This window comes from Streptomyces niphimycinicus, assembly GCF_018883605.1.
Lineage (GTDB): Bacteria > Actinomycetota > Actinomycetes > Streptomycetales > Streptomycetaceae > Streptomyces > Streptomyces niphimycinicus.
Map to the genome: position 1 here is coordinate 1 of NZ_JAHLEM010000301.1, position 26,584 is coordinate 26,584.

Genomic DNA, 26,584 nt, shown 5'->3' on the forward strand with positions numbered 1-26,584 from the left:
CCGGCGCTTGAGGAGCAGGGCCCGGGGCGGAGCCCGCTATTCAGCCCCTCCGGCGCTTGAGGAGCGGGGCCCGGGGCGGAGCCCCGGCGGGGGCGAGGGGCGGGACCCGCCCCGGCCGGGCGTGTCAGCCGGTCTTGGTCAGCTTCGCGGCGAAGCCGCCGTTCTTCGGGACGTCCACCGAGAGCCGCGAGTCCCGTGTGACCTCGTGGGTTTCGGTGACGACCTTGCCGTCCGGACCGTCCTTCCACACCTCGACCCGCCAGCCGCCCTTGCCGAGAAAGCTCAGCGGCTCGTCCAGCGTGCGGGCCGTGCCCGAGGTGATCGCGCCCAGGTACCAGGCGTCGCCGGAGCGGCGGGCCAGGACGGCGCGGTCGCCGGGGTCGCCGTCGACCAGCCGCGTCTCGTCCCACACCGTGGGCACCTGGTTCAGGAACCTCAGCTCCACCGGCCGGCTCTCGTAGGACTCCACGCTGTCGGCGAAGTGCTGCACTCCGGACTCGTAGACGACCGAGAGCGCGAGTTCGGCCGCGTCACTCGTGGGCCGCACGCCCGTGAAGGTCACCGGTGTGAAGTCCATGGGCCCGATGAGGTTCCGGGTGAAGGGCAGGGTCGTGTAGTGCGCCGCCGGGAAGGGCTGGCGGCCCGGCTTGGGGCGGGTGCCCTCGGCGCCCTTGACCGCCTCGACGCTCATCATCTGCGGCCAGGTCCGCTCCTGGCCGCGCGGGATGGTTGCGCCGTGGAAGTTCAGCATGAGCTGGTGCTTGGCGCTGTCCTTGAAGACCCCGTCGTACCAGCGCATCCGGTCCTGGCCGTCCGACTCCAGGAAGTCGATCTTCAACCCGGCGATCCCCCAGGACTTGTACTGCGGGAACAGCCGGTCCCGCTCGCTCTGCTGGTCGATGGTCTGCCAGCGCACCCAGGCCCAGACGCCGACGCCCTTCTCCTTGGCGTACGCGGTCAGCTCGGGCATCCAGTCGTTGCTCCAGCCGGAGTCCACCAGGATGTACTCCCAGCCCTCGCGCGCCGCGAAGTCCACGAACTTCTTCTGGGCGTCCAGGCTGGTCGGGCTCTGCCCGTCGGACCACCAGGACCAGGCCGCGCGGCCCGGTTCGATCCATGAGGTGTCGGCGACCTTGGAGGGGGCGGCCAGATCGGTCGGCAGATCGCTCTCGGTGACGGTGGCGAGGTCCCCGATGACCATGGTGCGCCAGGGGGTGGTCAGCCCGGGGCCGCTGACCTCGGCGGGGTCGGGGAGGGTGAGCTTGAAGCGGTCGGTGGCGGAGTCGAGGGCGAGCCGGGAGCCGCCGTACGAGCTGTTCAGATCCGCTTCCTCGATCAGCATCCAGCTCTTGCCGATGTGGAAGAGCGACGGATAGCCGTAGTCGCCCGCCTCGGCATCGGCGACCGTGCCGTGGTCATGGGCGGATTCATAGTCCTGGCGGCCGTTGTCGTACGGCAGGAGGAAGGAGTCGGCGGACGGCGGGACGGCGAACTCCGAGTGCTCGCCGAGGACGGTGACCGTCCCCTTGTCCGGCAGCACATAGCGGTAGGCCAGCCCGTCGGCCGAGACCCGGATGACCACCTTCAGCGTCCGCCCGTCCTTGCGGAAGGCGAAGGTCGACTCGGCGGCGTCGGAGGTGTGGTGGGTGCGGCGTCCGGTGGTGGTCGTATAGGTCTCGTGGATCTTGCGGTCGCTGCGCCCCGCGAACCGCAAGCCCTTGCTGAAATCGGTGTCCGCGGTGCGGATTCCCAGGCCCGAGGGCCGCAGTACGGTGGTGCCGCCATGGCGCGCGGACAGCGTAAGACCGCCCTCGTTGCTCAGTTCGAGCTCGCCGCTGACCTGCCCGTTTCCGGTCAGCCGCCAGTCCTGCGCACGACCGTCCGATGCCGCCGCCGCCCGGAGCGGCACCAGTACGGCGGCCGCGCAGGCGAGGGCGGCCACGGCTCTGGTGACCTTTGATCGTGCCGTATGCATCGTTCCTCCTCGTTCGCCGCATCCTGGATGCGGCGCTCGATACATCAGAGCAATCGCCTACCTTGACGCATCATTAGCCCGTTCCTACGCTCCCGTCTAGCCAAATCATCGGATCAATCCGAGCGCTTCGGGGACGGGAGATAACGGAATGCCAGTCAGTAGACGTGGGTTCCTGGGCCGGGTGGCGGCGGGTGCGGCCGCGAGCACGGCCGTCGGCGCGGCCCTCCCGGAACAGGAGGCGGCCGCCCGGTCACAGCAGTCGGTGGCCCTACGTGGCATGCGCACCGACCGGGAGTGGGAGCGCTTTCTGGGCGGCCAGGATCTGATCTGGAAGCGCTTGCCGAGAACCTGGTACGAGGGGCCCTTCCTCGGCAATGGGCTGCTCGGCTCGATGATCTATCAGGAGCCCGGGGAGAACGCGCTGCGGTTCACCATCCACCACAGCGAAGTGCAGGACCACCGGCCCGCCGAGGGCGGCAGCGACTGGGGCGTGGCACGGCTTCCGGTCGGCAATCTGCTGCTGCGCCCGGTCGGCGCCATCACCGGCGTCGATCTGCGGCTGGATCTGTGGAACGCCGAGCTGCGCGGCACGGTCACCACGGACAAGGGGAAGCTGAAGCTCCGCGCCCTGGTGCACAACGACCGCACCATGCTGCTGGCCACCGTCGAGGCGAGCGCCGGCGAGGAGGGCTTCCGCTGGGAGTTCAAGCCGTCACCTGCGGTCAGCCCGCGCATCGTCCGCGAGGATCCGCCGAAGGGCTTCGAGCCCAACCCGGCCCCGGTCACCCGCACCGAGGACGGGCTCGGCATCACCGTCCAGTCGCTGGTGGCGGGCGGGCAGACGGTGAGCGCGTACCGGCAGCGCGGCAGCGGCCGGGAGCGTACGTACTACCTGGCCGTGGCGCACTCCCACCCCGGTACGGACGCGGAGGGCCGGGCCCGGACCACCGTGCGCAAGGCGTCGGCGCTGCCGGTCTCCAGCCTGCGGCGCACCCACTACGAGTGGTGGCACCGCTTCTACCGCAAGAGCTTCATCTCGGTGCCCGACGGGATGCTCCAGAGCTTCTACTGGATCCAGCTCTACAAGCTGGCCTGCGCCGCCCGTGAGCACGCCCCCGTCATGGCCACCACCGGCCCCTGGGTGGAGCCGACGCCCTGGCCCGGCGTGTGGTGGAACCTCAACGTCCAGTTGGAGTACTGGCCGGTCCACGGCTCCAACCACCTGGAGCTGGACGCGATTCCGCGCACCCTCGCCGAGAACGCCGATGTGCTCATCAGCGGGCTGAAGCCCGAGTACCGCGCCGACTCGGCCGGGCTGCGCCGCTCCACGGACACGCAGTGCGAGGACAACGGCACGGTCCCGGTGCCCGGCGTCGGGGACTCCCCCGAGGTCGGCGATCTGCCCTGGGCGCTGCACAACGTCTGGCTGACCTACCGCCACACCATGGACCGGGGCCTGCTGGAGGATGTGCTCTATCCGCTGCTGCGCCGCTCCACCAACTACTACCTGCACTTTCTCACCGAGCAGTCGGACGGCAGGCTGCATCTGCCGAAGACCTTCTCGCCCGAGTACGGCGCGGCCCCGGACTGCAACTACGACCTGGCGCTGCTGCGCTGGTCCTGCCGGACCCTGCTGACGACGGTCGAGCTGCTGGACAAGGACGATCCGCTGGTGCCCAGGTGGCGCGAGGTGCTGGAGAAGCTGGTCGACTATCCGGTGGACGAGAACGGCTTCATGATCGGCACCGGCGTCCCGTTCGCCAAGTCCCACCGCCACTACTCCCATATGCTCTCGGTCTATCCGCTCTACCTGGTCAACTGGGACCAGCAGGAGCACCGGGACCTGATCGACCGCTCGCTGAAGCACTGGATCAGCTTCGAGGGCGCGCTGCGTGGCTACAGCTTCTCGGGCGCGGCCTCGATCTCGACCCAGATGGGGCGCGGCGATGACGCGCTGAGGTATCTGCGGGAGCTGGTGGCGCGGTTCATCCAGCCCAATACCCACTACTACGAGGCGGGTCCGGTGATCGAGACCCCGCTGTCCGGCGCGCAGACGATCCACGACATGCTCTGCCAGAGCTGGGGCGGGACCATCCGCTTCTTCCCCGGAGTGCCGGGCGAGTGGCAGGACGTCACGCTGCACGACTTCCGTACCCAGGGCGCGTTCCTGGTCAGCGCGGTGCGCACGGGCGGCAGGACGCGCTGGGTGCGGGTGCGCAGCCTGGCCGGGGAGCCCTGCCGGGTCCGGCACTCGATCGGCGGCCGGGTCGCGGTCGCCGGGGTCGGGGGACCCGCGCCGAACTGGCGTGACCTGGGGAACGGCGAGATCGAGCTGGAGCTGGACCGGGAGGACGAGGCGGTGATCTATCCGGCGGGCACCCGGCCGGACTTCCGGATCGCCCCGGTGCAGGTCACCACCCCGGCCGAGCCCTGGGGCCTGCCGGAGCTGCCGCAGGCGGGCGCGGTCACCCAGGTCGATCTGACCGGGCACTTCGACAACGACGGCATCACCACCGAGATGTACTACGGGGACGGCGACTTCGACGGTACGGGCCGCACCTATCCGATGGCGCAGTTGCCGCAGACCGGGCAGACCGAGGACGACGGGATCACCTTCGCGTTCACCAACGGCAGCGAGGGCTCCGACAACAACGTGATCGCGGCGGGCCAGAAGGTCGCGGTCCCGGCGGGCGGCTACACGAAGCTGCATGTGCTGGGCGCGGGCGACACCGGCAATGTGTCCGTGCCCGCCGTGGCCACCTACGCCGACGGCTCCACGGGCCCGCTGACCATCCAGTTGACGGGCTGGATGTCGGGTCCGGCGTACGGCGAGACGGAGGCGGTGCGGACCAGCCAGATCCACACCCGCACCGGCCCGTTGGGCACCAAGGCCGCGATCTTCCACCAGGTGGTGGAGGTGGACCCGGCCAAGGAGCTGTCGGCGATCACGCTGACCGCCCCCACGGGCACCGCACGGGCCCATGTCTTCGCGCTCTCGCTGGAGAAGGACGACTGACGAGACCCACATCACCGCATACCCACCGTGACGGCCGCCCTGCCCCAGGGCGGCCGTCATTGCTCATGTGTGCAGCGGAGATGACAACTGAGGGAATTTGTTGGCACGCAGTGTCTTGCGGGGTGGCACAGCGTGCCATACGGTGAATGAAGTCCGGGCGGCCGGCGCACTGCCAACCTTCGTGCGTCGGCTGTCCCCGCAAACCGCTTTGTGCGCCCGGACGACGCCTGCGTCACCAGGCAACCGGCGCCACCCGCGCCGCATCGAGCACCACCTCCGCCGAACCGACGGCACCGCATCAGCATCACCCGTCACGAGCCCAGCGTTCCCTCAGGCGTCCCCCCTGGACGCCTCGCCGGAGGCACCGATGAACGAGATACTTGACGCGATCCTGGCGTCGGACACAGCACCCGAGGACTTCGCCGCACTGCGCATCCCCGAGTCGTACCGCGCGGTGACCGTGCGCAAGGACGAGGCCGAGATGTTCGCGGGCCTCACCACCCGGGAGAAGGACCCCCGCAAGTCGTTGCACGTGGACGAGGTGCCGGTGCCGGAGCTCGGCCCCGGCGAGGCACTCGTCGCCGTGATGGCCAGCTCGGTCAACTACAACTCCGTGTGGACCTCGATCTTCGAACCGCTGCCGACCTTCGGCTTCCTGGAGCGGTACGGCAAGCTCTCCCCCCTGGCCAAGCGGCACGATCTGCCGTACCACATCATCGGTTCCGACCTCGCGGGCGTCGTGCTGCGCACCGGCCCCGGTGTGAACGCCTGGCAGCCGGGCGCCGAGGTCGTCGCGCACTGTCTGTCGGTGGAGCTGGAGAGCTCCGACGGCCACAACGACACCATGCTCGACCCCGAGCAGCGCATCTGGGGCTTCGAGACCAACTTCGGCGGACTCGCCGAGATCGCCCTGGTCAAGTCCAACCAGCTCATGCCCAAGCCCAACCATCTGAGCTGGGAGGAGGCCGCCGCCCCGGGCCTGGTCAACTCCACCGCCTACCGGCAGCTCGTCTCCCGTAACGGCGCCGGGATGAAGCAGGGCGACAACGTCCTGATCTGGGGCGCGAGCGGCGGGCTCGGCTCCTACGCCACCCAGTTCGCGCTGGCCGGCGGCGCCAATCCGATCTGCGTGGTCTCCTCGTCGCAGAAGGCCGAGATCTGCCGGCGGATGGGCGCCGAGGCGATCATCGACCGCACCGCCGAGGACTACAAGTTCTGGAAGGACGAGGGCACCCAGGACCAGCGCGAGTGGAAGCGGTTCGGCAAGAAGATCCGCGAACTGACCGGCGGCGAGGACGTGGACATCGTCTTCGAGCACCCGGGCCGGGAGACCTTCGGCGCCTCGGTCTATGTCACCCGTAAGGGCGGCACGATCGTCACCTGCGCATCGACCTCCGGCTACACCCACGAGTACGACAACCGCTACCTGTGGATGCAGCTCAAGCGGATCATCGGCTCGCACTTCGCCAACTACCGCGAGGCGTGGGAGGCCAACCGCCTGATCGCCAAGGGCAAGATCCACCCGACGCTGTCCAAGACCTACCGGCTGGAGGACACCGGACAGGCCGCGTACGACGTCCACCGCAACCTCCACCAGGGCAAGGTCGGCGTGCTGTGCCTGGCCCCCGAGGAGGGCATGGGCGTGCGCGACCAGGCGATGCGCGACCGGCACATCGACGCCATCAATCTGTTCCGTGACGACTCGTCGGAGCGGACCGACAAGCACAGCCGTGACGACTCGTCGGAGCGGACCGACAAGCACAGCCGTGACGACTCGTCGGAGCGGACCGACAAGCACAGCCGGGACGTGCGATGAGTGGCACACCCCGCGCCAAGGACCGGCCCTGGCTGATGCGCACCTACGCCGGGCACTCCACCGCCGAGGCGTCCAACGAGCTGTACCGGCGCAACCTGGCCAAGGGCCAGACCGGGCTCTCGGTCGCCTTCGACCTGCCCACCCAGACCGGCTACGACCCCGACCACATCCTCGCCCGTGGCGAGGTGGGCCGGGTCGGGGTGCCGGTCTCCCATCTGGGCGATATGCGGCGGCTGTTCCAGGAGATCCCCCTGGAGCGGATGAACACCTCCATGACCATCAACGCGACCGCGATGTGGCTGCTGGCGCTGTATCAGGTCGTCGCGGAGGAGCAGGGCCTTGACCAAAGCGCCCTCGGCAAGCTCCAGGGGACGACGCAGAACGACATCGTCAAGGAATACCTCTCGCGCGGGACGCATGTCTTCCCGCCGGTACCGAGCCTGCGGCTGACCACCGACATGATCGCGTACACGGTCAACCACATCCCCAAGTGGAACCCGATCAACATCTGTAGCTACCACCTCCAGGAGGCCGGGGCCACTCCGGTGCAGGAGATCGCCTTCGCGATGTCCACCGCGGTCGCCGTGCTGGACGCGGTGTTCGCCTCCGGCCAGATTCCCGAGGACCGTAAGGGCGACGTGGTGGCCCGGATCTCCTTCTTCGTGAACGCGGGCGTCCGCTTCGTCGAGGAGATGTGCAAGATGCGCGCCTTCGGCCGCATCTGGGACCGGATCACCCGTGAGCGGTACGGCATCGAGAACCCCAAACACCGCCGGTTCCGCTACGGCGTCCAGGTGAACTCGCTCGGCCTGACCGAGGCCCAGCCGGAGAACAACATCCAGCGCATCGTCCTGGAGATGCTGGCCGTCACCCTCTCCAAGGACGCCCGCGCCCGCGCCGTACAGCTCCCGGCCTGGAACGAGGCGCTGGGCCTGCCCCGCCCCTGGGACCAGCAGTGGTCGCTGCGCATCCAGCAGGTGCTCGCCCTGGAGAGCGATCTGCTGGAGTACGACGACATCTTCGAGGGCTCCCATGTGATCGAGGCCAAGGTCGCCACGCTGGTGGAGGAGGCCGAGGCCGAGATGGAGCGGATCGAGAACATGGGCGGGGCGATGGCCGCCGTCGAGACCGGCTATCTCAAGGCGCGGCTCGTGGCCTCGCACGCCGAGCGCCGGGCGCGGATCGAGGCGGGCGAGGAGAAGATCGTCGGCGTCAACTGCTACGAGTCCACCGAGCCCAATCCGCTCACCGCCGATCTCGACACCGCGATCATGACAGTGGACCCGGAGAACGAGGCGCGGGTGATATCCGCCCTGCACACCTGGCGCGAGCAGCGCGACGAGGGCCCCGCCCAGGAGGCCCTCGGTGCCCTCCGCAAGGCCGCCGCGGGGACCGAGAACCTGATGCCGGCGACCCTGGCCTGCGCCCGCGCGGGCGTGACCACCGGGGAGTGGTCCTGGGCGCTGCGCGATGTCTTCGGCGAGTACCGCGCCCCCACCGGGGTCGGCGGCGCGCCCCTGGCCGTCGCCCCGGAGGCGGGCTCCCCGCTGTCCACCGTCCGCGAGAAGGTCGAGAAGACGGCGGCCGAGCTCGGCGGCGGCAGGCTGCGGCTGCTGGTCGGCAAGCCCGGTCTGGACGGGCACAGCAACGGCGCCGAGCAGATCGCCGTACGGGCCAGGGACGCCGGTTTCGAGGTGGTCTACCAGGGGATCCGGCTCACCCCCGAGCAGATCGTCTCGGCGGCCGTGGCCGAGGATGTGCACTGCGTCGGGCTGTCCATCCTGTCCGGTTCGCATGCCGAGCTGGTGCCGGACGTCCTGGACCGGCTGCGCGACGCGGGCGCCCAGGAGATCCCCGTCATCGTCGGCGGGATCATCCCGGCCGGGGACGCGGCCACGCTGCGCGCCGCGGGTGTCGCCGCCGTTTTCACTCCCAAGGACTTCGGCATCACGGAGATCATCGGCCGTATCGTCGATGAGATCCGCGCCGCGAACACGCTTCCCCCTCTGGAGGTTCTCGTATGACCGCCCCCGACCGCGCAGAAGCCGCCGCCCGTCTGCGCCCTCGCCGTTCCTGCCTGGCCGTTCCCGGCTCCAATCCGCGCTTCCTGGAGAAGGCCCAGGGGCTCGCGGCCGACCAGGTCTTCCTGGACCTGGAGGACGCCTGTGCGCCGCTGGCCAAGGAGGACGCCCGGCACACCATCGTCAAGGCGCTGAACGAGGGCGACTGGACCGGTAAGACCCGGGTGGTGCGGGTCAACGACTGGACCACCCACTGGACGTACCGGGACGTCATCACGGTCGTCGAGGGCGCGGGCCCCAACCTGGACTGCATCATGCTGCCCAAGGTGCAGGACGCCCAGCAGGTGATCGCGCTGGACCTGCTGCTCACCCAGATCGAGAAGACGATGGGCTTCGAGGTCGGGCGGATCGGCATCGAGGCGCAGATCGAGAACGCCAAGGGCCTGGTCAACGTGGACGAGATCGCGGGCGCCTCGTCGCGTCTGGAGACCATCGTCTTCGGCCCGGCCGACTTCATGGCCTCCATCAATATGAAGTCGCTGGTCGTGGGCGAGCAGCCGCCCGGCTATCCGGCGGACGCCTATCACTACATCCTGATGCGGATCCTGATGGCGGCCCGCATGCACGACCTCCAGGCGATCGACGGCCCCTACCTCCAGATCCGGAACGTGGACGGCTTCCGCGAGGTGGCCGGGCGCGCGGCCGCCCTCGGCTACGACGGCAAATGGGTGCTGCACCCCGGCCAGGTGGAGGCGGCCAACGAGGTCTTCTCGCCGTCCCAGGAGGACTACGACCACGCCGAGCTGATCCTGGACGCCTATGACTACTGCACCTCGGCGGAAGGCGGCATGAAGGGCTCGGCGATGCTCGGCGACGAGATGATCGACGAGGCCAGCCGCAAGATGGCCCTGGTCGTCGCGGGCAAGGGCCGCGCGGCCGGGATGACCCGTACGTCCACCTTCCAGCCCCCGGAGGCATGAGCCATGCAGTTCGGCCGTACCTATGAGGAGTTCACGGTGGGCGACGTCTACCGGCACTGGCCGGGGAAGACGGTCACCGAGTACGACGACCACCTTTTCTGTCTGCTCACCATGAACCACCACCCGCTGCACATGGACAGCAACTACGCCGAGAAGACGACCGATTTCGGCAGGAACGTGGTGGTCGGGAACTACATCTACTCACTGCTCCTGGGGATGTCCGTCCCCGATGTCTCCGGAAAGGCCATCGCCAATCTGGAGGTCGAGTCGCTACGGCATGTCGCGCCCACCTTCCACGGCGACACGATCTACGGCGAGACGACGGTCCTCGACAAGACGCCGTCGAAGTCCAAGACGGACCGGGGCATCGTGCAGGTGGAGACCAAGGGCTACAAGCAGGACGGCACGCTGGTCTGCGTCTTCCGGCGCAAGGTGATGGTGCCGACCGCCACGTACATCAAGGAGCGGGGCGGCGAGCAGCCGGGCCGCCCGGAGCTGGGAGAGCAGTGACATGAGCCGCCTGGCGCAGACCGAGGGCCTGACCGACATCCAGCGGGAGATCCTCTCCACGGTCAGGGATTTTGTCGACAAGGAGATTCTGCCGGTCGCGACGGAACTGGAACATCGCGATGAATATCCGACCGCGATCGTCGAAGGGCTGAAGGAACTCGGCGTCTTCGGGCTGATGATCCCGGAGGAATACGGCGGTCTGGGTGAGTCGCTGCTCACCTACGCACTGTGTGTGGAGGAGATCGCACGCGGCTGGATGAGCGTCTCGGGCATCATCAACACCCACTTCATCGTGGCGTACATGCTCAAGCAGCACGGCACCGAGGAACAGAAGGAGTATTTCCTTCCCAAGATGGCGCTGGGCGAGATCCGGGGCGCCTTCTCGATGTCGGAGCCGGGGCTGGGCTCGGATGTGTCGGCGATCACCAGCAAGGCGGTGCCGGACGGCGACGAGTACGTCCTGAACGGCCAGAAGATGTGGCTGACCAACGGCGGCACCTCCACCCTGGTGGCGGTTCTGTGCCGGACCGGTGACGCCCAGGAGGGGGTCGCGCCGCACAAGGCGATGACCACGTTCCTGATCGAGAAGGAGCCGGGCTTCGGCGAGGTCAGGCCCGGTCTGACCATCCCCGGCAAGATCGACAAGATGGGCTACAAGGGCGTCGACACCACCGAGCTCATCATGGACGGACTGCGCATCCCGGCCGATCGGGTGCTCGGCGGGATGCCGAACCGAGGTTTTTACCAAATGATGGACGGAGTCGAGGTCGGCCGGGTGAATGTCGCCGCCCGCGGCTGCGGTGTGGCGCGGCGCGCATTCGAGCTGGGCGTCACATACGCACAGCAGCGGCATACCTTCGGTAAGCCGATCGCGCAGCACCAGGCCATCCAGTTCAAACTGGCCGAAATGGGAACAAAGGTCGAGGCGGCCCATGCGATGATGGTCAATGCGGCCCGGAAGAAGGATTCGGGCGCGCGCAACGACCTCGAGGCGGGAATGGCCAAGTACCTCGCGTCGGAGTACTGCAAAGAGGTCGTGGAGGACGCCTTCCGCATCCATGGCGGGTACGGCTTCTCCAAGGAATACGAGATCGAGCGCCTCTACCGAGAGGCACCGATGCTCCTCATCGGCGAAGGTACCGCCGAGATTCAGAAAATGATTATTGGACGGAGGCTCCTGGAGGAATACCGAACCCAAGACTGAACGTCCCTTTTGGGGTGGTATCCGAGAGAAGAAGGTCACACCGCGCCGAGGGTCTTCGGTCACTGACCAGCCACCGACAGGCCCCGGCGCTTGCCCAGTTACCGCTCGCAACCGATACCATCCGGGAAAGCCGCCGTCCCCAGTCTTGCGTCGCGGCATCCTCCGCTACGAAGGTCATCCATGCCCCACAGCCAATCCTCTGCACAACGCGACAGCCCGGTCGGTGTACGCCTCGCGCGCGGAGCATCGCCGTGGCTCCTCCCGACCGTCGCCACCGCGGCGGTCAGTCTCGCTCGGGCTCGCCGCTCCGGACGCTGGGCGGCGGTCGCCGTGCCCGCCACCGCGCTCGCGGCGGGCATGCTGTGGTTCTTCCGCGACCCCGAGAGAGAGATCACGCAGGGCCGGGTGATCTCCCCGGCCGACGGTGTGGTGCAGAGCATCATGCCGTGGAAGGACGGGCGCACCCGCGTCGCCATCTTCATGAGCCCGCTCAATGTCCACGTCAACCGCGCCCCGCTGGCCGGCACGGTGACCTCCGTGGAACACATCCCCGGCGGCTTCGTTCCCGCGTTCAACAAGGAGAGCGAGAACAACGAGCGGGTCGTCTGGCACTTCGACACCGAGCTCGGCGACATCGAGATGGTCCAGATCGCCGGTGCGGTCGCCCGGCGTATCGTTCCCTATGTGCCACAGGGCACGAAGGTCGAACAGGGTGAGCGGATCGGTCTCATCCGCTTCGGCTCGCGGGTCGACATCTACCTTCCCGAGGGTGTCGATGTCGCGGTCGAGGTCGGCCAGGCCACCACCGCGGGGGTGACACGCCTTGACCGTGATTGATCCCGACACACAGGCCGCCTGGGTCCCCGAGGCCGAGGTGGACGCCGTCGACGAGACGGACGACATGCCGCTGTCGACGCGACTGTCGATAGCCGACACGCTGACCCTGGGCAACGCCACCTGTGGCTTCCTGGCGGTCTACTTCACCACCACCGGCGTCCTCATCCCGCATCTGACGGGCAGCGAGGACGGCGGGATGACCCGGCACAGCGCGGCGTCCGCCGTGATGCTGATGCTGCTCGCCTCCGTCTTCGACCTCTTCGACGGACTGGTCGCGCGGAAGCTGCGCAGCTCGGCGATGGGCGCGGAGCTGGACAACCTCTCCGACCTGATCAGCTTCGGCCTCGCCCCCGCGTACTTCGTCCTCGTCTGGGGCATGGTCTCCGACGACGCGTATCAGCGGGTCTCGGTGGTGGGCGCGATCGTGGTGCTGCTGGCGGTGGTGCTGCGGCTTGCCAGATTCTCCTGTGTCACGCTGCGTGACGGCGTCTTCCAGGGCATGCCGAGCCCCTTCGGCGCCCTGACGGTGGTCTCGGTGGTCCTGCTGGGCCTGCCGTTCGTGCCGACGCTGCTCGCGATCATCGGCGTCGCGTGGCTGATGGTGAGCCGGGTGGAGTACCCCAAGCCGCGCGGCCGGCTCGCGGTGGCCATGCTCGGCTGGATCGTCACCAGCATGGCGCTCCTGGCGGCCTGGGCCTTCGAGGCCCCCGGCGGCGAGCTGCTGCTCCAGTCGGCCTGCGCCCTACAGGTCGTCATGGGCGCGGTGATCCCCCTCTTCGCCACGGCCCGCCGGGTGAACGCGTTCCGCGACAACCGCCGCGAGGCGAGGGCCGCGCAACTGCCGTAGCGGCCTTCGGCCGCACCTGCCGATGGGGTGGGCCCGAGCGCGATGCTCGGGCCCACCCCATCCGGCGTTCCCCGGCCCGCCCGCGCAGCGTCTTGACCTCGGTTACCACCCGGCCCAGCCCTCGGGCGTCACCGGCTTGCGCGCCGGCCGGGCGCCAGTCGTCCAGGTCGACCGCCACAAGGCAGCGAGCCCACCAGCCGACGCGTGGGGGTGAGTTTCCCGCGCGGGCCCACGACGTCCGGGGGACGACTGGCGTTACGGCCCGACGTCGAGGATGCGCACAGTCCGCCCTTTCCACTCGTCCGCCGCGGCCGTCGCGACCCTCGCCCCATCGGGGCGCTCCGGGGTCGGCTGAGCAACGTAGGACGTATGGGCAATCGCCCACCCGGCAGGGTCGCGCGCCACCGCGAGGGCAGCGGGCAGGTCCAGATCCAGGATCCTGAGGCTGGGCAGAGCCGCGAGGTGCTCGGCCGTCCCAGGTCGGGCGCGGTCGGCCTCGACAAGGGCACAGGCGGGTGCGTAGAGGAACCAGCCCGGCTCCGCGTGAGCTCGGTGGACCAAGCGGGAGAGCAGGACATTGCCCCGCCCGGCGGCCACCATGGCCGTGTCGTCCAAGACGATGTGCAGAACGTCGGTCACCGGGGAGCCGCCTCACCCAGACGCCGGTCCAGGTCGGCGTCGAGGTCTGCGATATCCGCTTCGCTCGGGTCGTATCCGTTCCACTCACGCAGCACGGCGCGCGCCTTCTCGGCTCGCTCGGCGCGCTCGGCGGGGGTCAGCGCGGTCTCGGCGATACGAGCCAGGTAGGCCCGCAGAGAGAGCCCCTCGGCTGCCGCTATCTCCGCGAGCCGGTCTCGCGCCTCTGCGGGGATGCGGATGTTGGCGTCGGTCATGACAAGGCTCCTTCTGCTCACGACGGAAGCATACGGGTACGTACCCGTACCCAGCTTCCTCGAACCGATAAGCCTCAGGTCAGGAAGTCAGCCGCCAGGCATTCCGCGGTGCGTTCCAGGAGGGGGCCGGCCTCGGCGATGCAGCGGGCCGGGTCCGGCTCCAGGTCGGTGAGGGGGTAGGCGCGGCGGATGCCCGCGTTGCCCAGGGCCACCGGGGCGAGGGCCAGCCGGCCGCAGACCGCGACCACCTCGATGCCCCGTGCCCGGGCCGCCGCCGCGACGCCCGCCGGGGCCTTGCCGTGCAGGGTCTGCTCGTCCAGCGAGCCCTCCCCCGTGATCACCAGGTCCGCGCCCTCCAGCGCGGCGGGGAAGCCGAGGACGTCGAGCATCACCTCGATGCCGGGGCGGAAGGCCGCGCCCAGGCCGACGAGGGCGCCGAAGCCGATGCCGCCCGCCGCGCCCGCGCCGGGCGCGAGGGCGTACTCGGCGGCCGCGGAGCCGACCGCGCGCTCCAGGACGCGTACGTAGTGGGCGAGGGCGGCGTCCAGGGCCGCCACATCGTCCTCGCCCGCGCCCTTCTGCGGACCGTAGACCGCCGCCGCGCCCTTCGGGCCGGTCAGGGGGTTGTCGACATCGCTGGCCAGGACGGTCTCGGTGTCCGCCAGGCGCGGGTCGAGGCCGGACAGATCTGCCGTGGCGAGGTCGCGCAGCGGGCCCCCGCCCGGCGCCACGGGCGTACCGTCCTCGCGCAGGAAGCGCGCGCCGAGCGCGCTGAGCATCCCCGCGCCGCCGTCCGTCGTGGCACTGCCGCCGACGCCGAAGACGATCGTGCGGGCACCCGCGTCGAGCGCCGCGCGCAGCAGCTCACCGCTGCCGTATGTGGTCGCGGTGAGCGGCGCGAACACCCCGGTCGGCAGATGGCGCAGCCCGGACGCCTCCGCCATCTCCACCACGGCCGTGGTCCCGCGCAGCGCGTACGCCGCCGTCACCGGCGCGCCCAGCGGCCCGGTGACCCGCGCCTCGCGCCGTTCGAACCCGGCCGCGACCGCCGCGTCCACCGTGCCGTCCCCGCCATCGGCGACGGGCAGCGCCGCGATCCGCAGTCCCTCGCCGCCTTGGGGCGCGCCGCGGCGCAGTCCCGCCGTGACGCGCTCGGCGACCTCCACCGCCGTGAGCGAGCCCTTGAACTTGTCCGCGGCGATCAGCACGCGCTTCGGGGGCGTCGCCTGCCCCTCCGCCCATGTCCTGGTCCCGGCTGTGGCTTCCTCCGCGTCTTCCGAAGCCTCCGTCGAAGCCGTCGAAGCGTCCGTCACCTTCGTAACCCCTCGCATTTGCACAGGCAGTCGCGCCGCTGTGACCCTATCCGGCGCGGAGCCGCTGGTACACCCACCTCAGACGGGTTGCCAACTGCTGATTCGGGTGTTGGTCGTGGTTGGCCGGGGTGTCGCTCGATGGGGTGAACGGGACCGCTTGTGGGGGTGTTGGGGGTATGGGGAATGCATGATCGGTGGCGGCGAGTTCGTTCGATGCGGTCGAGGGGGTGGCTGGTGGCGCGCAAGCGGGGGAGGGAGCGTGAGCTGCGGGTGATCGCTGCCCCGTTCACGGTGGCCGCTCCGTGCGGGGCGCGGATCCGGGACCGGCTGAAGGATCTGACGGCGGCGGATGTGAAGGTCCTGACGCTGGTCGGCAAGAATCTGGGCCACCACCAGCGGGCCGATCTCGCCACACGCGTCCGGACGGGGAATGTTCCGGCGCGGCAGACCGGGCGGGCGGAGCGGAAGAAGCATCTGACGGCGGTGTCCTCGTCACGGTGGGCGGGCGCGATGACCCGGGTGTCGGAAGACCAGTACCAGCTTTCGATGCGCTGCCTGATCGATGAACGGGCCGGTCTGCGCTGCCGCATCCAGAAGATCGAGCAGCGGCTGGCGGTGGCGTGCGGGCACAGGCAGGGCCGGGTGCGCGGGTATGCCGACCGGGCTGAGCGCTGGCAGAAACAGCGGCACCTGAGCAAGCTCCAAGTCCGGCTGGCGGTGGTGGAGCAGCAGATCGACCAGGGGCGACCGTCCGTCACGGTGGGCGGGCGCCGGCCGGCCAGGACCCGTCACCGCCTCGCGGAGACCGGCCTGACCGAGGCCGACTGGCGGAAGCGGTGGGATGCTGCCCGCCTGTTCCTGACCGCCGACGGCGAGTCCGGGGCCCCGCACGGCAACTACACCATCACCGTCGACCCCGCAGACGGCTCGCTCACCCTGGTGCTGCCAGAACCCTTGCGGTATCTGTCCAACGCCCCGCGCGGCCGCTACCGGCTCTCCTGCGCGGTCACCTTCCACCACCGCCGCCCGGAGTGGCTGGACCGGGTCAGCGCCCACCGGGCCGTGCGCTACGACATCGTCTATGACCCCGCCCGCGACCGCTGGTACCTGGACGCCTCCTGGTCCACCAGCACCACCGCGCCTCCGAGCCCGGAAGAGATCCGGGCGTCCGGCGCGAGGCTGCTCGCCGTCGACCTCAACGCCGACCACCTCGCTGCCATCGTCCTCGACCCACACGGCAACCCCATTGGCGAACCCCACACGATCCCGCTGGAGCTGACCGGCCCCACCACCACACGGGACGGACGCCTGCGAGCGGCCATCACCCGCCTCATCGCCCGCGCCCGCGAGCACGACTGCGCCGCCATCGTGATCGAGAACCTGGGCTTCTCCGACGCCCGCACCACCGGCCGGGAGACCATGGGACGCGGCCGCCGGGGCAAGACCTTCCGCCGCACCGTGGCCCAGATCCCCACCGCACGCTTCCGCGAACGACTGCGCTCCATGGCCTGTCACCAGGGCCTGGCCGTCATCGCCGTCGACCCCGCATACACCTCGATCTGGGGCGAGAGGTACTGGAAGAACCCACTCCAGCAGCAAACCAACACCACCGTCACCCGGCACCACAGTGCCGCTGTGGCGATCGGACGGCGTGGCCTGGGACACAGGATCCGGCGTCGGCCAGGTGTGACCGCACCCGACCAGAGGATCGGGCGGCGGAGAGCTACCGGCCAGACCGCATCCCTGCCCAGGCCACGCGGGACCACGAGCCCACCCAGGACAGCGGGCACGCCCCACCAGGGCGGCAAGACCCAACCGCGCCGAAGTGACCAACTCGTGCCGCTCCCCGACCTCGAAGACCGTTCGCGAGGTCACCATGCCCAAAACAGCCTGGTCCGTGGCGAGTTGACCGACACTGACCAACTCCCATAGGAACGGTACACCTGACCCATGGCCCTCAGCGGGAGCGCACTCGCGGACCGGATCCATGGCGGCTGGCTCGGCCGGATCGCCGGGAACATGCTGGGCAAGCCCGTCGAAGACGGCACACACTGGACCCGCGACCGCATCGACCGGTATCTGCGCCGCGCCGACGCCCTGCCGCTGACCGACTACCTCCCCGCGCTGGAGCCGCCGCCCGACCCGGTGGAGTTCGCGCTGCGCCCCGAATGGCAGAGCTGCGTCCGCGGCCGGATCCACGGCAGTTGCCGCGACGACGACGTGGACTACTCCGTCCTCGGCCTGCACCTGCTGGAGACCCACGGCCCCGGCTTCACCACCGAGCAGGTCGGCGAGGTGTGGCTGCTGCGGCTGCCGTATCTTCAGACCTTCACCGCCGAGCGGGCCGCCTACCGCAACCTCACGGCCGGGGTGAAGCCGCCGCTCAGCGCGACCCTCGACAACCCCTACCAGGAGTGGATCGGCGCCCTGATCCGCGCCGACGTCCACGGCTGGGTCAACCCCGGCGATCCGCACCGGGCCGCGGCGATGGCCCGCCGGGACGCCGTCCTGTCCCACACCGGCAACGGGGTGTACGGGGCGATGTGGGCGGCCGCGCTGATCGCCGCCGCGTTCACGGCGGACGGTCCGCGGGCCGCCGTCGCGAGCGCCCTGGACCGGATCCCGCCGCGCTGCCGACTGGCCCGTACGGTGCGCAGGGCCACGTCCCTGCACGACGCGGGCGTGGGGTGGGCGGACGCGCTCGCCCAGTTGGAGCGGGAGACCGCCGGGCTGCCCTGGATCCATGTGGTCCCCAACGCCGCCGTCCTCACGGCCGGACTGCTCTACGGCGCGGGCGACTTCACGACGACGATCGCCCTGACGGTGCGTGGCGGCCTGGACACCGACTCCAACGGCGCCACGGCCGGGTCGGTCGCGGGGGTGCTGTGCGGCGCGGCGGCCATCCCGCCGCAGTGGACCGAGCCGCTGGAGGACCGGGTGCGCAGCGCCGTCTTCGGCTTCGACCGCGCCCGTATCAGCGATCTGGCGGCCCGTACGCACCGGCTGGCGGTCGCGGGTTAGGGGGTTTCGGCCCGATGGCGGTGCGGGACGGCCGGATCGGCGATCCGGTCCAGCCACTCCCGCAGGAGGCCGCGTTCGGACGCGGTCAGGGCGTCGGTCCTGGGCAGTGCGGCGCGGAGGGTGACGGCGGCCGCGACGGGGCCGGGTTCGGCGGAGGCGGGGGCCGGGGCGGAGGCGTCCGTGGTGATCGCCGCGATGGCCACCTCACGGGCGGTGCGGGACAGCTCCGGATCGCGGCGGTCCTCGGGCGTGGCGATGAGCGTGAGCGTCGTACCGCAGCCCGCCGCGTGGACGAGGGCCGCGGCGCGCTCCTCGGGGATGGCGAGCCGCCCCGCCTCGGCGACGCGCCCGATGAGCCGGGCGAGCATCTCGAAGGCGGCGACGGAGGCCGGTGAGGAGGCCCCGGGGCGGTGCCCGCCGTACATCAGCGAGTACAGCGCCGGGTTGGCCAGGCCGAGGCCGATGTGCAGATCCCAGCCGGCGCGCAGGTCCGCGACCGGGTCATCGGTGGGTTCCTCGGCGGTCTTGCTGCTCAGGTACTCCGTGAAGCCGTGGGCGACGACCGCGTCGAGCAGGCCCTGCTTGTCGCCGAAGAGCCGGTAGATGGTCGGCGGCTGCACCCCGGCGGCGGAGCTCACCGCCCGGGTGGAGACGGCGTCGGGCCCGCCTTCGGACAGCAGCCGGGCGGCGGCCGTGACGATGCGGTCGCGATTCCCATCGCGGTTCACATCGCGGTCCCGGTTCGCATCGCGGTTCCCGTCACGGTCCCGGTTCGCGTCGTGGTTCGCATCGCGGTTCGCGTCCGGCGCGATGACGTCCTCGCTCTCCATGCTTCCGACGATAACAGAATCGCGTTAGCGGTCATTCGTTTCCGGTGATACGTTGACGGCGATATCACTGGAAACAGCGTTGGGAGATCGCCATGATCATCGTCACCGGAGCCAATGGCCAGCTCGGCCGGATGGTCGCCGAGCGGCTGCTGAAGCGCGTCCCCGCCGGGGAGATCGGCGTCAGCGTGCGCGACGTGGAGGCGGCGCGGGACCTCGGCGCGCGGGGCGTGCGGGTCCGCCGGGGCGACTTCGACGACCCGGAAACCCTCCCCCATGCCTTCGAGGGCGCCTCGCAGGTCCTGATCGTCTCGACGGGCACCACGGGCGAGACCGCCGTCCAAGGCCACCGCACGGCCATCGACGCCGCGGCGGCGGCCGGTGCCAAGCGGATCCTCTACACGAGCCACATGGGCGCGAATCCGTCCTCCCCCTTCCACCCGATGCCCGACCACGCCGCCACCGAGGAGGCGCTGCGGCGGTCCGGTGTCCCCTTCACCTCGCTGCGCAACGGCTTCTACGCCTCATCGGCCCTGGAACTGGTCAGGGCCGCGCTCGAAACGGGCGTCCTGGCCGTGCCCGAGGACGGGCCGGTCGCCTGGACCGCCCATGCCGACCTCGCCGACGCGGCGGTCCTCGCCCTCACCGACGAGGTCCTGGACGGCCTGAGCCCCGCGCTCACCGGTCCCGCGGTCATCGACATGGCCGGTATCGCGGAGATCCTCACGCGGGTGACGGGCCGCCCGATCCGCCGCGTGGTCGTCTCCGACGACGACTACCGCGCGCAGTTGGTCGCCCATGGCGCTCCCGAGTCGGCGGCCGACCTCCTCGTCGGTCTCTTCGCCGCCGCCCGCGACGGCGACTTTGCGCCGGTCGACCCCACGCTTGCCGATGTTCTCGGTCGACCCGTTGTGCGCTTGGAGGACTTCCTTAAGTCGGCCGTCACGCCGTCCCGGTGACGTACCGAACCTGGCCGGGCCCGCTCGCCCCCACTCTCCCCGTCCGCCGCGTCCGTCCCCGGTGCCGGGCGGACCTCACCCGCCCGGGGAAAGGCGCTCGCCGTCGGCCGTACGGCGTGCGTACGCTCGCCGCATGAGCAGCGAGACAACGCACCGGCCGCTGGTGGCGATCCTGAGCGGGGCGGGCATCTCCACCGACTCCGGGATCCCCGACTACCGCGGTCCGCAGGGGCTTTGGCGGCGTGACCCCGAGGCCGAGAAGCTCGTGACCTACGAGTACTACATGACCGACCCGGAGATCCGGCGCCGCTCCTGGCGGATGCGGCGCGACAGCGAGACGCTGCGCGCCCGGCCCAACGGGGCGCATGAGGCCGTCGCCCGGCTGGAGCGCTCGGGGGTGCCGGTGCGGGTGATCACCCAGAACGTGGACGGGCTGCACCAGATCGCCGGGATGCCCACGCGCAAGGTGCTCGAACTGCATGGCACCGCGCGGGCCGTGCTGTGCACCCACTGCGAGGCGCGGTCCGGGATGGCGGAGGCGCTGGAGCGGGTCGCGGCGGGCGAGCCGGATCCGGCGTGCCGGGAGTGCGGCGGGATCCTGAAGTCGGCCACGGTGATGTTCGGGGAGAGCCTCGATCCGGAGGTGCTGACCGAGGCGGTCGCGGTGGCGCAGGCGTGCGAGATCTTCATCGCGGTCGGCACCAGCCTCCAGGTCCAGCCCGCGGCCTCGCTCGCCGGGCTGGCCGCCGAGCACGGCGCCCGGCTGATCATCGTCAACGCCGAGCCGACGCCGTACGACGAGCTCGCGGACGAGGTTGTCCGCGAGCCCATCAGTACGGCGCTGCCCGACCTGCTGGACCGCATCGCCGCGGGCTGATCACCGACTTCGGCTTCGGCCGATCGCCGACTTCGGCTTCGGCTGATCGCTGACTTCGGCTTCAGAAGAGGCCGGGCAGTTGCTGCCGCGCCTCGAACTCCAGCAGCCGCCGCTTGCGGTCCAGGCCGCCGCCGTAGCCGGTGAGGCTGCCGCTGGAGCCGACGACACGGTGGCAGGGGACGATGATGCCGACCGGGTTCTTGCCGTTGGCCAGGCCCACGGCGCGGGACGCGGTCGGCTGGCCGATGTGGTCGGCCAACTGCCCGTACGACCACGTCTCACCGTACGGGATGCGCCGCAGCTCGGCCCAGACGCGGCGCTGGAAGGGCGTGCCGTCCAGGTGCAGCGGCAGGTCGAACGCCGTCAACTCGCCCTCGAAATAGGCCGCGAGCTGGCGGACTGTCTCGGCGAAGGGGGTGTCGTCCGGGTCGCCGGGCGCGCCGAAGGTCTCCTCGGGTGGGCGGTGGCGCTGCTCGACCATGTAGAGGCCGGACAGGTGCTGGTCGGTGGCCACGAGGGTGAGGGGGCCGTAGGGGCTGTCGATGGTGGTGTGGGTGCGGTTCATGGTCTTCCTCGGCGGGTTCGGGGTGGGGTGATGCGGTGCGGGTTGGGCGGCTTGGCAGTGTGCGGACCGCCGTTTCGTTGCCGGGTGCGGGCCGGTGGCCGGTTTGTGTCCACCCGTCCCTCCCCCAGCTACCGCTGGGAGGTGCCCCCCCCCGCAGAACGATTGCCCGCAAACGTCACGCCGCGGGTAGGCGGTTGATGGCGTGGGCGGCGTCTGTTGCCCAGAGGTATTGGACGGCGTACGCGCGCCAGGGGCGCCAGCGCGCCGAGTGGCGGGTGAGGGCGCCGGGCGTGGCGGGCAGCCCCAGTTCGGCGGCGGCGCGCCGCACCCCGAGGTCGGTCGGGACGAAGGCGTCCGGGTCGCCGAGCGCGCGCATCGCGATCACCTCGACGGTCCAGGGGCCGAGCCCCGGCAGTGTGCCCAGGGCCGCGCGGGCGTCGTCCCAGTCGCTGCCGACGCCGAGTGCGACCCGGCCCTCGGCGAGCGCGCCGACCAGCCCGGTGAGGGTGGCGCGGCGGGTGCGGGGCATGGCCAGCGTCTCGGGGTCCAGCCCGGCGAGGGCCTGGACGGACGGGAAGAGGTGGGTCAGGCCGCCCGCCGGGTCCTCCACCGGTTCGCCGTGTGCCGTCACCAGGCGCCCGGCGTGGGTGCGGGCGGCGGCCGTGGACACCTGCTGGCCGAGCACGGCGCGGACCGCGAACTCCTCCGCGTCCACCGCGCGCGGTACCCGCCGCCCCGGGGCCTTGTCGACCAGCGGGGCGAGCTGGAGGTCCGTACGGAGCAGGTCGTCCACGGCGGCCGGGTCGGCGTCGAGGTCCAGCAGCCGTCGGCAGCGGCTGATCGCCCCGGCCAGGTCGCGGAGGTCGGAGAGGGAGAGCTGGCAGGCGATGTGATCCGGCCGTGGGCTCAGGGTGACCACCCCGGGTCCGTACGGCAGCCGCAGCGTCCGCCGGTAGGCGCCGTCGCGCCACTCCTCGACTCCGGGGACGGCGGTGGCGGCCAGGTGGCCGAAGAGGTTGTCCGGGCACAGCGGCGCCCGGAACGGCAGCCGCAGCGTGAGCGCCCCCGGCACGCTGGTCCGCGGCCCGCGGGTGGCCCGCTGCCGCAGCTCGGTCGGGGAGAGCGCGAAGACCTCCCGTACGGTCTCGTTGAACGCGCGGACGCTGGCGAACCCGGCCGCGAAGGCGATGTCCGCCATCGGCAGCGCGCTGGTCTCGATGAGCAGCCGCGCGGTCTGCGCCCGCTGTGCCCTGGCCAGGGCGAGCGGGCCCGCGCCCAGTTCGGCGAGCAACTGCCGCTCGATCTGCCGGGTGCTGTATCCGAGCCGGGCCGCCAGGCCCGGCACCCCGTCCCGGTCCACCACGCCGTCGGCGATCAGCCGCATGGCGCGGGCGACGAGGTCGGCGCGCTCGTTCCACTGCGGCGACCCGGGGCTGGCGTCCGGACGGCACCGCTTGCAGGCCCGGAAGCCGGACTGCTGGGCGGCCGCGGCGCTGGGGTAGAACCGCATGTTCTCGGCCTTGGGCCCGACGACCGGACAGCTCGGACGGCAGTAGATCCCAGTGGTCACGACGGCGACGAAGAACCACCCGTCGAAGCGGGCGTCCTTCGCCTGTGCGGCGCGGAGACAGCGGTCGGTGTCGGTGTGCATGGGTCCAGCATCCGTCAGCGGGGCGGGTCCGTTCTCGCGTGAATCCGACATTGACCCTCACGGGGCGACGCCCGCCCGCGGCGCCCCGCGCCATGTCCTCGTTCCGGCGGTGTTTGGTGCGAAGGGGCAGACCGGGGCCCTGATGATCGGCATGATGAGGAATGTGACGGAACACCGTGAGATACCCCTGGCGAACGGCACCACCGTACGGCTGGAACTGGCCCCCGTAGGGGACGCCTCGCTCGAGGACGCGTACGGCGGCGTCGGTGGCGTGACCCCGGTGGGGCGCGGTGCGCGGGCCGCCGCCACGCTCGCCAACGCCAGTCTGAGCGTCATCCTCCAAGGGCTGGGGCAGGTGCTGGAGGACGTGCACGACGCCGTCCGCTCGACCCCCCATCCGCCCCAGGAGTTCACCGTGCAGTTCGGGGTGCAGGTCGGCCAGGACCTCAAGCTCGGCATCGTGGGTGCCAATGGGAACGCCAACTTGACGCTCTCGGCCACCTGGAGGCCGTCGGAGCGGCCCGAGCCGACGGTGCCGCCCCAGACGCCGCAGACGTCCCAGATACCGCAGATACCGCAGACACCCCAGACACCCCAGACACCCCAGACACCGCGTACGCCAGAGCCGCCGCAGCCGTCCCGGCCCGGCCCCTCGGCCTGAGCCATGGGGTGGTTCCACGCACACGGGTCCCTGTCGCGGCCCGCCGTATCCATTCTCGCCAAGGCCGACGGAAGACCGGCGGGCGCGGGCGTCCTGCTGCCCCGCCGCCATCTGCTGACCTGCGCCCATGTGGTCAACAGCGCTCTCGGAAAGGACCGGCTGGCCCCGGATCACCCGGGCCCGATCGCCGTTCCCGTACGGCTCCATGGACCGGAGCACACCGTCGAGGCCGAGGCCGAGCTGGCGGTCTGGATACCGCCGCGGACCGACGACGGCGGCCTGGGCGCCTTCGAGTGGAACGGCGACCTCGCCGTACTGCGGCTGTCCGCCGCCCTGCCGCCCGCGATCGAGCCGCCGCGCTGGCACCCGATGGCCCAGCGGCAGCTCGTACGGGCCTGGCACGGCAGCGGTGAGCCGGGAGTCTTCGCCGATGCCGAAGTGAGCGAATGCGACGGGCGGTTCGGCTACTTCGACGGCGCCGAGCGCGCCCTGGACATCGAACCCGCCTACAGCGGCGGCCCGTTGTGGTCCGACGAGGAGGGCGCCGTCGTCGGGCTCGTGACGGCCAAGCTCCGCATCCAGGGGACGCTGCGCCGCGCCTGGGGCATCCCCTGGCAGCGCGTGGCACGGGAGCTGCACGACGCCGGGGCGGGCCATCTGCTGCCCCGTCAGCCCGAGGAGGACGTACGCGACCACCCGGGCTACCCGGAGCTGGTCTCCCTGCTGGACGGGCCGCTGCCGCTGTCCGAGGGCTGGATCCGCTCCTGCCGGACGGTCGCCCGGCAGTGCGGCCTCGGCCATCGCGCGGACGGCGTGCCCTCCGCCGACGAGTTCGCCCATCTGCTGCTCACCCGGGGGCGTGCCCTGCCCGCGCTGGTGGAGGCGGTACGCGGCACGGCGGGCACGGCGGCCGACGACCTCCTCGCGATCGGACGCCGTTGTGGTCTGCCGGGGCTGCTCTCGCCGGGTGAGCACGAACGGCTGCTGGTGCTGCTGCGCACCCTGCCCATGGCCGCCGCGGCCGGTGTCCCCGGGGCCGTACGGGCGGCGCTGCCGCTGGCGGCCCTGCCCACGGCGCTGCTCACCGGCGGTGAGAGTGCCGACAGCGGCGGCCACTGCGGTACGGGCAGGAACGGCGCTGCGCCGGCCGGCCGGTTCGAGGCTCTGATCGCCCATCTGGAGGGGCTGCACGGCGACAGCTCGCCGACCGACGACGGGGTCATGGCCGTGCCGGGACTGCTGCGCGCCGTGGAGTTCGTGGCCGCCGGGTGCTGCCCGGCGGACCAGCGCACCCCGCTGCGGCGGTGGAACGCGGCGGTCGCCCGCCGCCTCGGCGTCCATGACGCCGCCATGACCGAACGCCGCCTCGAGGCCGAGCAGTGGGCGCGGAGCGCCTCCCGGGGCTCCGCGCCCCGCGTCGTGGCGAAGCTGGACCCCTACGGGGCACCATCGAGCGGCACGTCGGGCGGCACATCGAGCGGCACATCTGCGACGGCCCGGGAGGAGCCGGAGCGGTACCGGCTGCGGCTGTGGTGCGACGACGGGGACGGGCTGCGCCAGGTGTCGGACGACAGTGAACGGCCGCGCGGCGCCGAGGAGGTGGCCCAGGAGATCTTCGCCGCCGTGGGCTCGCTGCGCCGCCCCGACCCCTCGGGGCCACGGCCCGTCATCGAACTGATCGTGGACCGGGACGCCCTGGAGGTGCCCGTGGACCGCTGGAAGGCCGCGGGGCCGGGCGCGGTGCTCCCCATGCGGCTCGGCACTCCGTACCCCCTGGTCGTCAACTGCCCCGAGCTGCGGGAGCTGAACGGCGGCACCATGCTCGACCAGTGGCGGGAGCGCTGGGTCCGGCTGGACGCCGAGGAGCCCGTGCACATCGACGACGCCACGGCCCCGGACCCGGAGGCGGTGTGCGGGCTGGTCATGGAGCGGCTCACCGCCCGGGTCACCATCGATGTGGCGGCCCACCGGCGCACCGGCGTGGTGCAGATGTGTCTCGCCGCGGGCATTCCGGTGGTGCTGTGGGACCGGAGCGGGGAGGCGGGATCCCCGGCCGTGCGCCACGCGGCGGGGGTGAGCACCCGTGAACTGCCCGAAGCGGTACGGACCTACCGCACCAAAACCATGCAGAGGCCCGAGGAGTACAGCGGGCGTCCGGTGCTCGCCTGGGCCGACGCCGGACGGGCGCTGCCACGGCTGGACCTCGCGGACCCTACGGAGTGATGACGGGACGTGATGACGGGACGTGATGGCCGGACGTGATGGCTGGACGTGATGACGACAGGAGGCGCGCGATGTCCGCTGAGGCGGACCGAAAGGGAGGTTCCCCGATGAATCCACGGGACCGGCACGACTGGCGGCTGTTCCGGGGGGACGGCATGGCCCGGCATGTGGAGATGCCACCCGCCCCGCCGTGGCGCCGCTTCGGCGGCGGGGAGCAGACGGTCCCGGACGGGGAGCAGACGGTCCCGGACGGGGAGCAGACGGTCCCGGACGGGGAGCGGGCACTGTCCGCGTCCGGTCCGGCGGGCCCGGCGCCGTATCTCATCTCGCCCGAACACGCCGACGTGGTCAACGCCGCCCTCCATCTGCGCCGCCCGCTGCTCGTCAC

The 26,584-nt window shown here is 71.1% G+C and carries 21 protein-coding genes and 1 pseudogene; 15 read left to right on the forward strand and 7 right to left on the reverse strand.

The features are described 5' to 3' along the window. Positions 1 to 124 precede the first annotated feature (124 nt). Complete coding sequence (locus tag KN815_RS25870) at positions 125 to 1,975, reverse strand: glycoside hydrolase family 97 protein (RefSeq protein ID WP_216344323.1); 1,851 nt, start codon at positions 1,973 to 1,975, stop codon at positions 125 to 127. A gap of 148 nt (positions 1,976 to 2,123) precedes the next feature. On the opposite strand from KN815_RS25870, the gene KN815_RS25875 reads away from it, so the two are divergent. From KN815_RS25875 to pssA, 8 genes are all read left to right on the forward strand, one after another. Beyond that, positions 2,124 to 4,991 carry a glycosyl hydrolase family 95 catalytic domain-containing protein gene (locus KN815_RS25875; RefSeq protein ID WP_216344324.1) on the forward strand — a complete coding sequence of 956 codons (2,868 nt, stop codon included), beginning with the start codon at positions 2,124 to 2,126 and terminating at the stop codon, positions 4,989 to 4,991. A 367-nt stretch (positions 4,992 to 5,358) separates the two neighbouring features. Beyond that, positions 5,359 to 6,807 carry a crotonyl-CoA carboxylase/reductase gene (ccrA, locus tag KN815_RS25880; protein WP_216344325.1) on the forward strand — a complete coding sequence of 483 codons (1,449 nt, stop codon included), beginning with the start codon at positions 5,359 to 5,361 and terminating at the stop codon, positions 6,805 to 6,807. After that, positions 6,804 to 8,831 carry an ethylmalonyl-CoA mutase gene (locus KN815_RS25885; protein ID WP_216344326.1) on the forward strand — a complete coding sequence of 676 codons (2,028 nt, stop codon included), beginning with the start codon at positions 6,804 to 6,806 and terminating at the stop codon, positions 8,829 to 8,831. Before ccrA ends, KN815_RS25885 begins: the two co-directional genes overlap by 4 nt. Beyond that, positions 8,828 to 9,808 (forward strand): HpcH/HpaI aldolase/citrate lyase family protein, encoded by a 981-nt coding sequence (locus KN815_RS25890; protein WP_216344327.1) that lies wholly within the window; start codon positions 8,828 to 8,830, stop codon positions 9,806 to 9,808. Before KN815_RS25885 ends, KN815_RS25890 begins: the two co-directional genes overlap by 4 nt. A gap of 3 nt (positions 9,809 to 9,811) precedes the next feature. Continuing rightward, on the forward strand, positions 9,812 to 10,318 hold the full coding sequence (locus tag KN815_RS25895) for a MaoC family dehydratase (RefSeq protein ID WP_216344328.1): 507 nt from the start codon (positions 9,812 to 9,814) through the stop codon (positions 10,316 to 10,318). Between the two features lies 1 nt (position 10,319). Next, a complete protein-coding gene (locus KN815_RS25900; RefSeq protein WP_216344329.1) occupies positions 10,320 to 11,522 on the forward strand; it encodes an acyl-CoA dehydrogenase family protein in 1,203 nt (400 codons plus the stop codon). Between the two features lie 180 nt (positions 11,523 to 11,702). Next, positions 11,703 to 12,359 carry a phosphatidylserine decarboxylase gene (locus KN815_RS25905; protein WP_216344330.1) on the forward strand — a complete coding sequence of 219 codons (657 nt, stop codon included), beginning with the start codon at positions 11,703 to 11,705 and terminating at the stop codon, positions 12,357 to 12,359. After that, positions 12,346 to 13,206, forward strand: a complete 861-nt coding sequence (gene pssA / locus KN815_RS25910; protein ID WP_185929962.1) for a CDP-diacylglycerol--serine O-phosphatidyltransferase — start codon at positions 12,346 to 12,348, stop codon at positions 13,204 to 13,206. Before KN815_RS25905 ends, pssA begins: the two co-directional genes overlap by 14 nt. Positions 13,207 to 13,461: 255 nt before the next feature. Here the strand turns inward: pssA and KN815_RS25915 are convergent, their stop codons facing one another. The 3 genes from KN815_RS25915 to KN815_RS25925 form a co-directional block, all read right to left on the reverse strand. Continuing rightward, positions 13,462 to 13,845, reverse strand: a complete 384-nt coding sequence (locus tag KN815_RS25915) for a PIN domain-containing protein (RefSeq protein WP_203348387.1) — start codon at positions 13,843 to 13,845, stop codon at positions 13,462 to 13,464. Further along, positions 13,842 to 14,099, reverse strand: a complete 258-nt coding sequence (locus KN815_RS25920; RefSeq protein WP_216344331.1) for a hypothetical protein — start codon at positions 14,097 to 14,099, stop codon at positions 13,842 to 13,844. The genes KN815_RS25915 and KN815_RS25920 overlap by 4 nt, the downstream gene beginning before the upstream one ends. A 74-nt stretch (positions 14,100 to 14,173) precedes the next feature. Next, positions 14,174 to 15,307 (reverse strand): glycerate kinase, encoded by a 1,134-nt coding sequence (locus KN815_RS25925; protein ID WP_216344332.1) that lies wholly within the window; start codon positions 15,305 to 15,307, stop codon positions 14,174 to 14,176. A 339-nt stretch (positions 15,308 to 15,646) separates the two neighbouring features. Here KN815_RS25925 and KN815_RS25930 point away from each other — a divergent pair, with 339 nt between their 5' ends. Both KN815_RS25930 and KN815_RS25935 read left to right on the forward strand, forming a co-directional pair. Next, entirely contained in the window at positions 15,647 to 17,344 is a 1,698-nt protein-coding gene (locus KN815_RS25930; protein WP_216344333.1) for a hypothetical protein, read from the forward strand. A gap of 18 nt (positions 17,345 to 17,362) precedes the next feature. Then, positions 17,363 to 18,433 carry an ADP-ribosylglycohydrolase family protein gene (locus KN815_RS25935; protein WP_216344334.1) on the forward strand — a complete coding sequence of 357 codons (1,071 nt, stop codon included), beginning with the start codon at positions 17,363 to 17,365 and terminating at the stop codon, positions 18,431 to 18,433. On the opposite strand, the gene KN815_RS25940 is transcribed toward KN815_RS25935, so the two are convergent. Continuing rightward, positions 18,430 to 19,263, reverse strand: coding sequence for a TetR/AcrR family transcriptional regulator (locus tag KN815_RS25940; RefSeq protein WP_216344335.1), 834 nt, complete (start codon positions 19,261 to 19,263; stop codon positions 18,430 to 18,432). The genes KN815_RS25935 and KN815_RS25940 overlap by 4 nt on opposite strands. Before the next feature lie 92 nt (positions 19,264 to 19,355). Here KN815_RS25940 and KN815_RS25945 point away from each other — a divergent pair, with 92 nt between their 5' ends. Beyond that, positions 19,356 to 20,219 (forward strand): NAD(P)H-binding protein, encoded by an 864-nt coding sequence (locus KN815_RS25945; protein WP_216344336.1) that lies wholly within the window; start codon positions 19,356 to 19,358, stop codon positions 20,217 to 20,219. Positions 20,220 to 20,352: 133 nt separating this feature from the next. Next, positions 20,353 to 21,096 (forward strand): SIR2 family NAD-dependent protein deacylase, encoded by a 744-nt coding sequence (locus KN815_RS25950; RefSeq protein ID WP_216344337.1) that lies wholly within the window; start codon positions 20,353 to 20,355, stop codon positions 21,094 to 21,096. Positions 21,097 to 21,157: 61 nt separating this feature from the next. Here the strand turns inward: KN815_RS25950 and KN815_RS25955 are convergent, their stop codons facing one another. Both KN815_RS25955 and KN815_RS25960 read right to left on the reverse strand, forming a co-directional pair. Beyond that, entirely contained in the window at positions 21,158 to 21,661 is a 504-nt protein-coding gene (locus KN815_RS25955) for a methylated-DNA--[protein]-cysteine S-methyltransferase (protein WP_216344338.1), read from the reverse strand. Between the two features lie 175 nt (positions 21,662 to 21,836). Further along, complete coding sequence (locus tag KN815_RS25960; protein ID WP_216344339.1) at positions 21,837 to 23,312, reverse strand: DNA-3-methyladenine glycosylase 2 family protein; 1,476 nt, start codon at positions 23,310 to 23,312, stop codon at positions 21,837 to 21,839. 154 nt (positions 23,313 to 23,466) lie between these two features. Here KN815_RS25960 and KN815_RS25965 point away from each other — a divergent pair, with 154 nt between their 5' ends. The 3 genes and pseudogenes from KN815_RS25965 to KN815_RS25975 form a co-directional block, all read left to right on the forward strand. Continuing rightward, on the forward strand, positions 23,467 to 23,973 hold the full coding sequence (locus tag KN815_RS25965; protein WP_301184643.1) for a CU044_2847 family protein: 507 nt from the start codon (positions 23,467 to 23,469) through the stop codon (positions 23,971 to 23,973). Between the two features lie 3 nt (positions 23,974 to 23,976). Beyond that, positions 23,977 to 26,196, forward strand: coding sequence for a VMAP-C domain-containing protein (locus tag KN815_RS25970; protein ID WP_216344341.1), 2,220 nt, complete (start codon positions 23,977 to 23,979; stop codon positions 26,194 to 26,196). Positions 26,197 to 26,303: 107 nt separating this feature from the next. Continuing rightward, a pseudogene (locus tag KN815_RS25975) lies at positions 26,304 to 26,584 on the forward strand (hypothetical protein); the annotation flags it as partial.

Bases quoted from the DNA above. Each gene is read 5' to 3' on its own strand.
- KN815_RS25870 (WP_216344323.1), bottom strand. From the start codon at position 1,975: ATGCATACGGCACGATCAAAGGTCACCAGAGCCGTGGCCGCCCTCGCC.
- KN815_RS25875 (WP_216344324.1), top strand. From the start codon at position 2,124: ATGCCAGTCAGTAGACGTGGGTTCCTGGGCCGGGTGGCGGCGGGTGCG.
- ccrA (WP_216344325.1), top strand. From the start codon at position 5,359: ATGAACGAGATACTTGACGCGATCCTGGCGTCGGACACAGCACCCGAG.
- KN815_RS25885 (WP_216344326.1), top strand. From the start codon at position 6,804: ATGAGTGGCACACCCCGCGCCAAGGACCGGCCCTGGCTGATGCGCACC.
- KN815_RS25890 (WP_216344327.1), top strand. From the start codon at position 8,828: ATGACCGCCCCCGACCGCGCAGAAGCCGCCGCCCGTCTGCGCCCTCGC.
- KN815_RS25895 (WP_216344328.1), top strand. From the start codon at position 9,812: ATGCAGTTCGGCCGTACCTATGAGGAGTTCACGGTGGGCGACGTCTAC.
- KN815_RS25900 (WP_216344329.1), top strand. From the start codon at position 10,320: ATGAGCCGCCTGGCGCAGACCGAGGGCCTGACCGACATCCAGCGGGAG.
- KN815_RS25905 (WP_216344330.1), top strand. From the start codon at position 11,703: ATGCCCCACAGCCAATCCTCTGCACAACGCGACAGCCCGGTCGGTGTA.
- KN815_RS25920 (WP_216344331.1), bottom strand. From the start codon at position 14,099: ATGACCGACGCCAACATCCGCATCCCCGCAGAGGCGCGAGACCGGCTC.
- KN815_RS25935 (WP_216344334.1), top strand. From the start codon at position 17,363: ATGGCCCTCAGCGGGAGCGCACTCGCGGACCGGATCCATGGCGGCTGG.
- KN815_RS25940 (WP_216344335.1), bottom strand. From the start codon at position 19,263: ATGGAGAGCGAGGACGTCATCGCGCCGGACGCGAACCGCGATGCGAAC.
- KN815_RS25945 (WP_216344336.1), top strand. From the start codon at position 19,356: ATGATCATCGTCACCGGAGCCAATGGCCAGCTCGGCCGGATGGTCGCC.
- KN815_RS25950 (WP_216344337.1), top strand. From the start codon at position 20,353: ATGAGCAGCGAGACAACGCACCGGCCGCTGGTGGCGATCCTGAGCGGG.
- KN815_RS25955 (WP_216344338.1), bottom strand. From the start codon at position 21,661: ATGAACCGCACCCACACCACCATCGACAGCCCCTACGGCCCCCTCACC.
- KN815_RS25960 (WP_216344339.1), bottom strand. From the start codon at position 23,312: ATGCACACCGACACCGACCGCTGTCTCCGCGCCGCACAGGCGAAGGAC.
- KN815_RS25965 (WP_301184643.1), top strand. From the start codon at position 23,467: ATGAGGAATGTGACGGAACACCGTGAGATACCCCTGGCGAACGGCACC.
- KN815_RS25970 (WP_216344341.1), top strand. From the start codon at position 23,977: ATGGGGTGGTTCCACGCACACGGGTCCCTGTCGCGGCCCGCCGTATCC.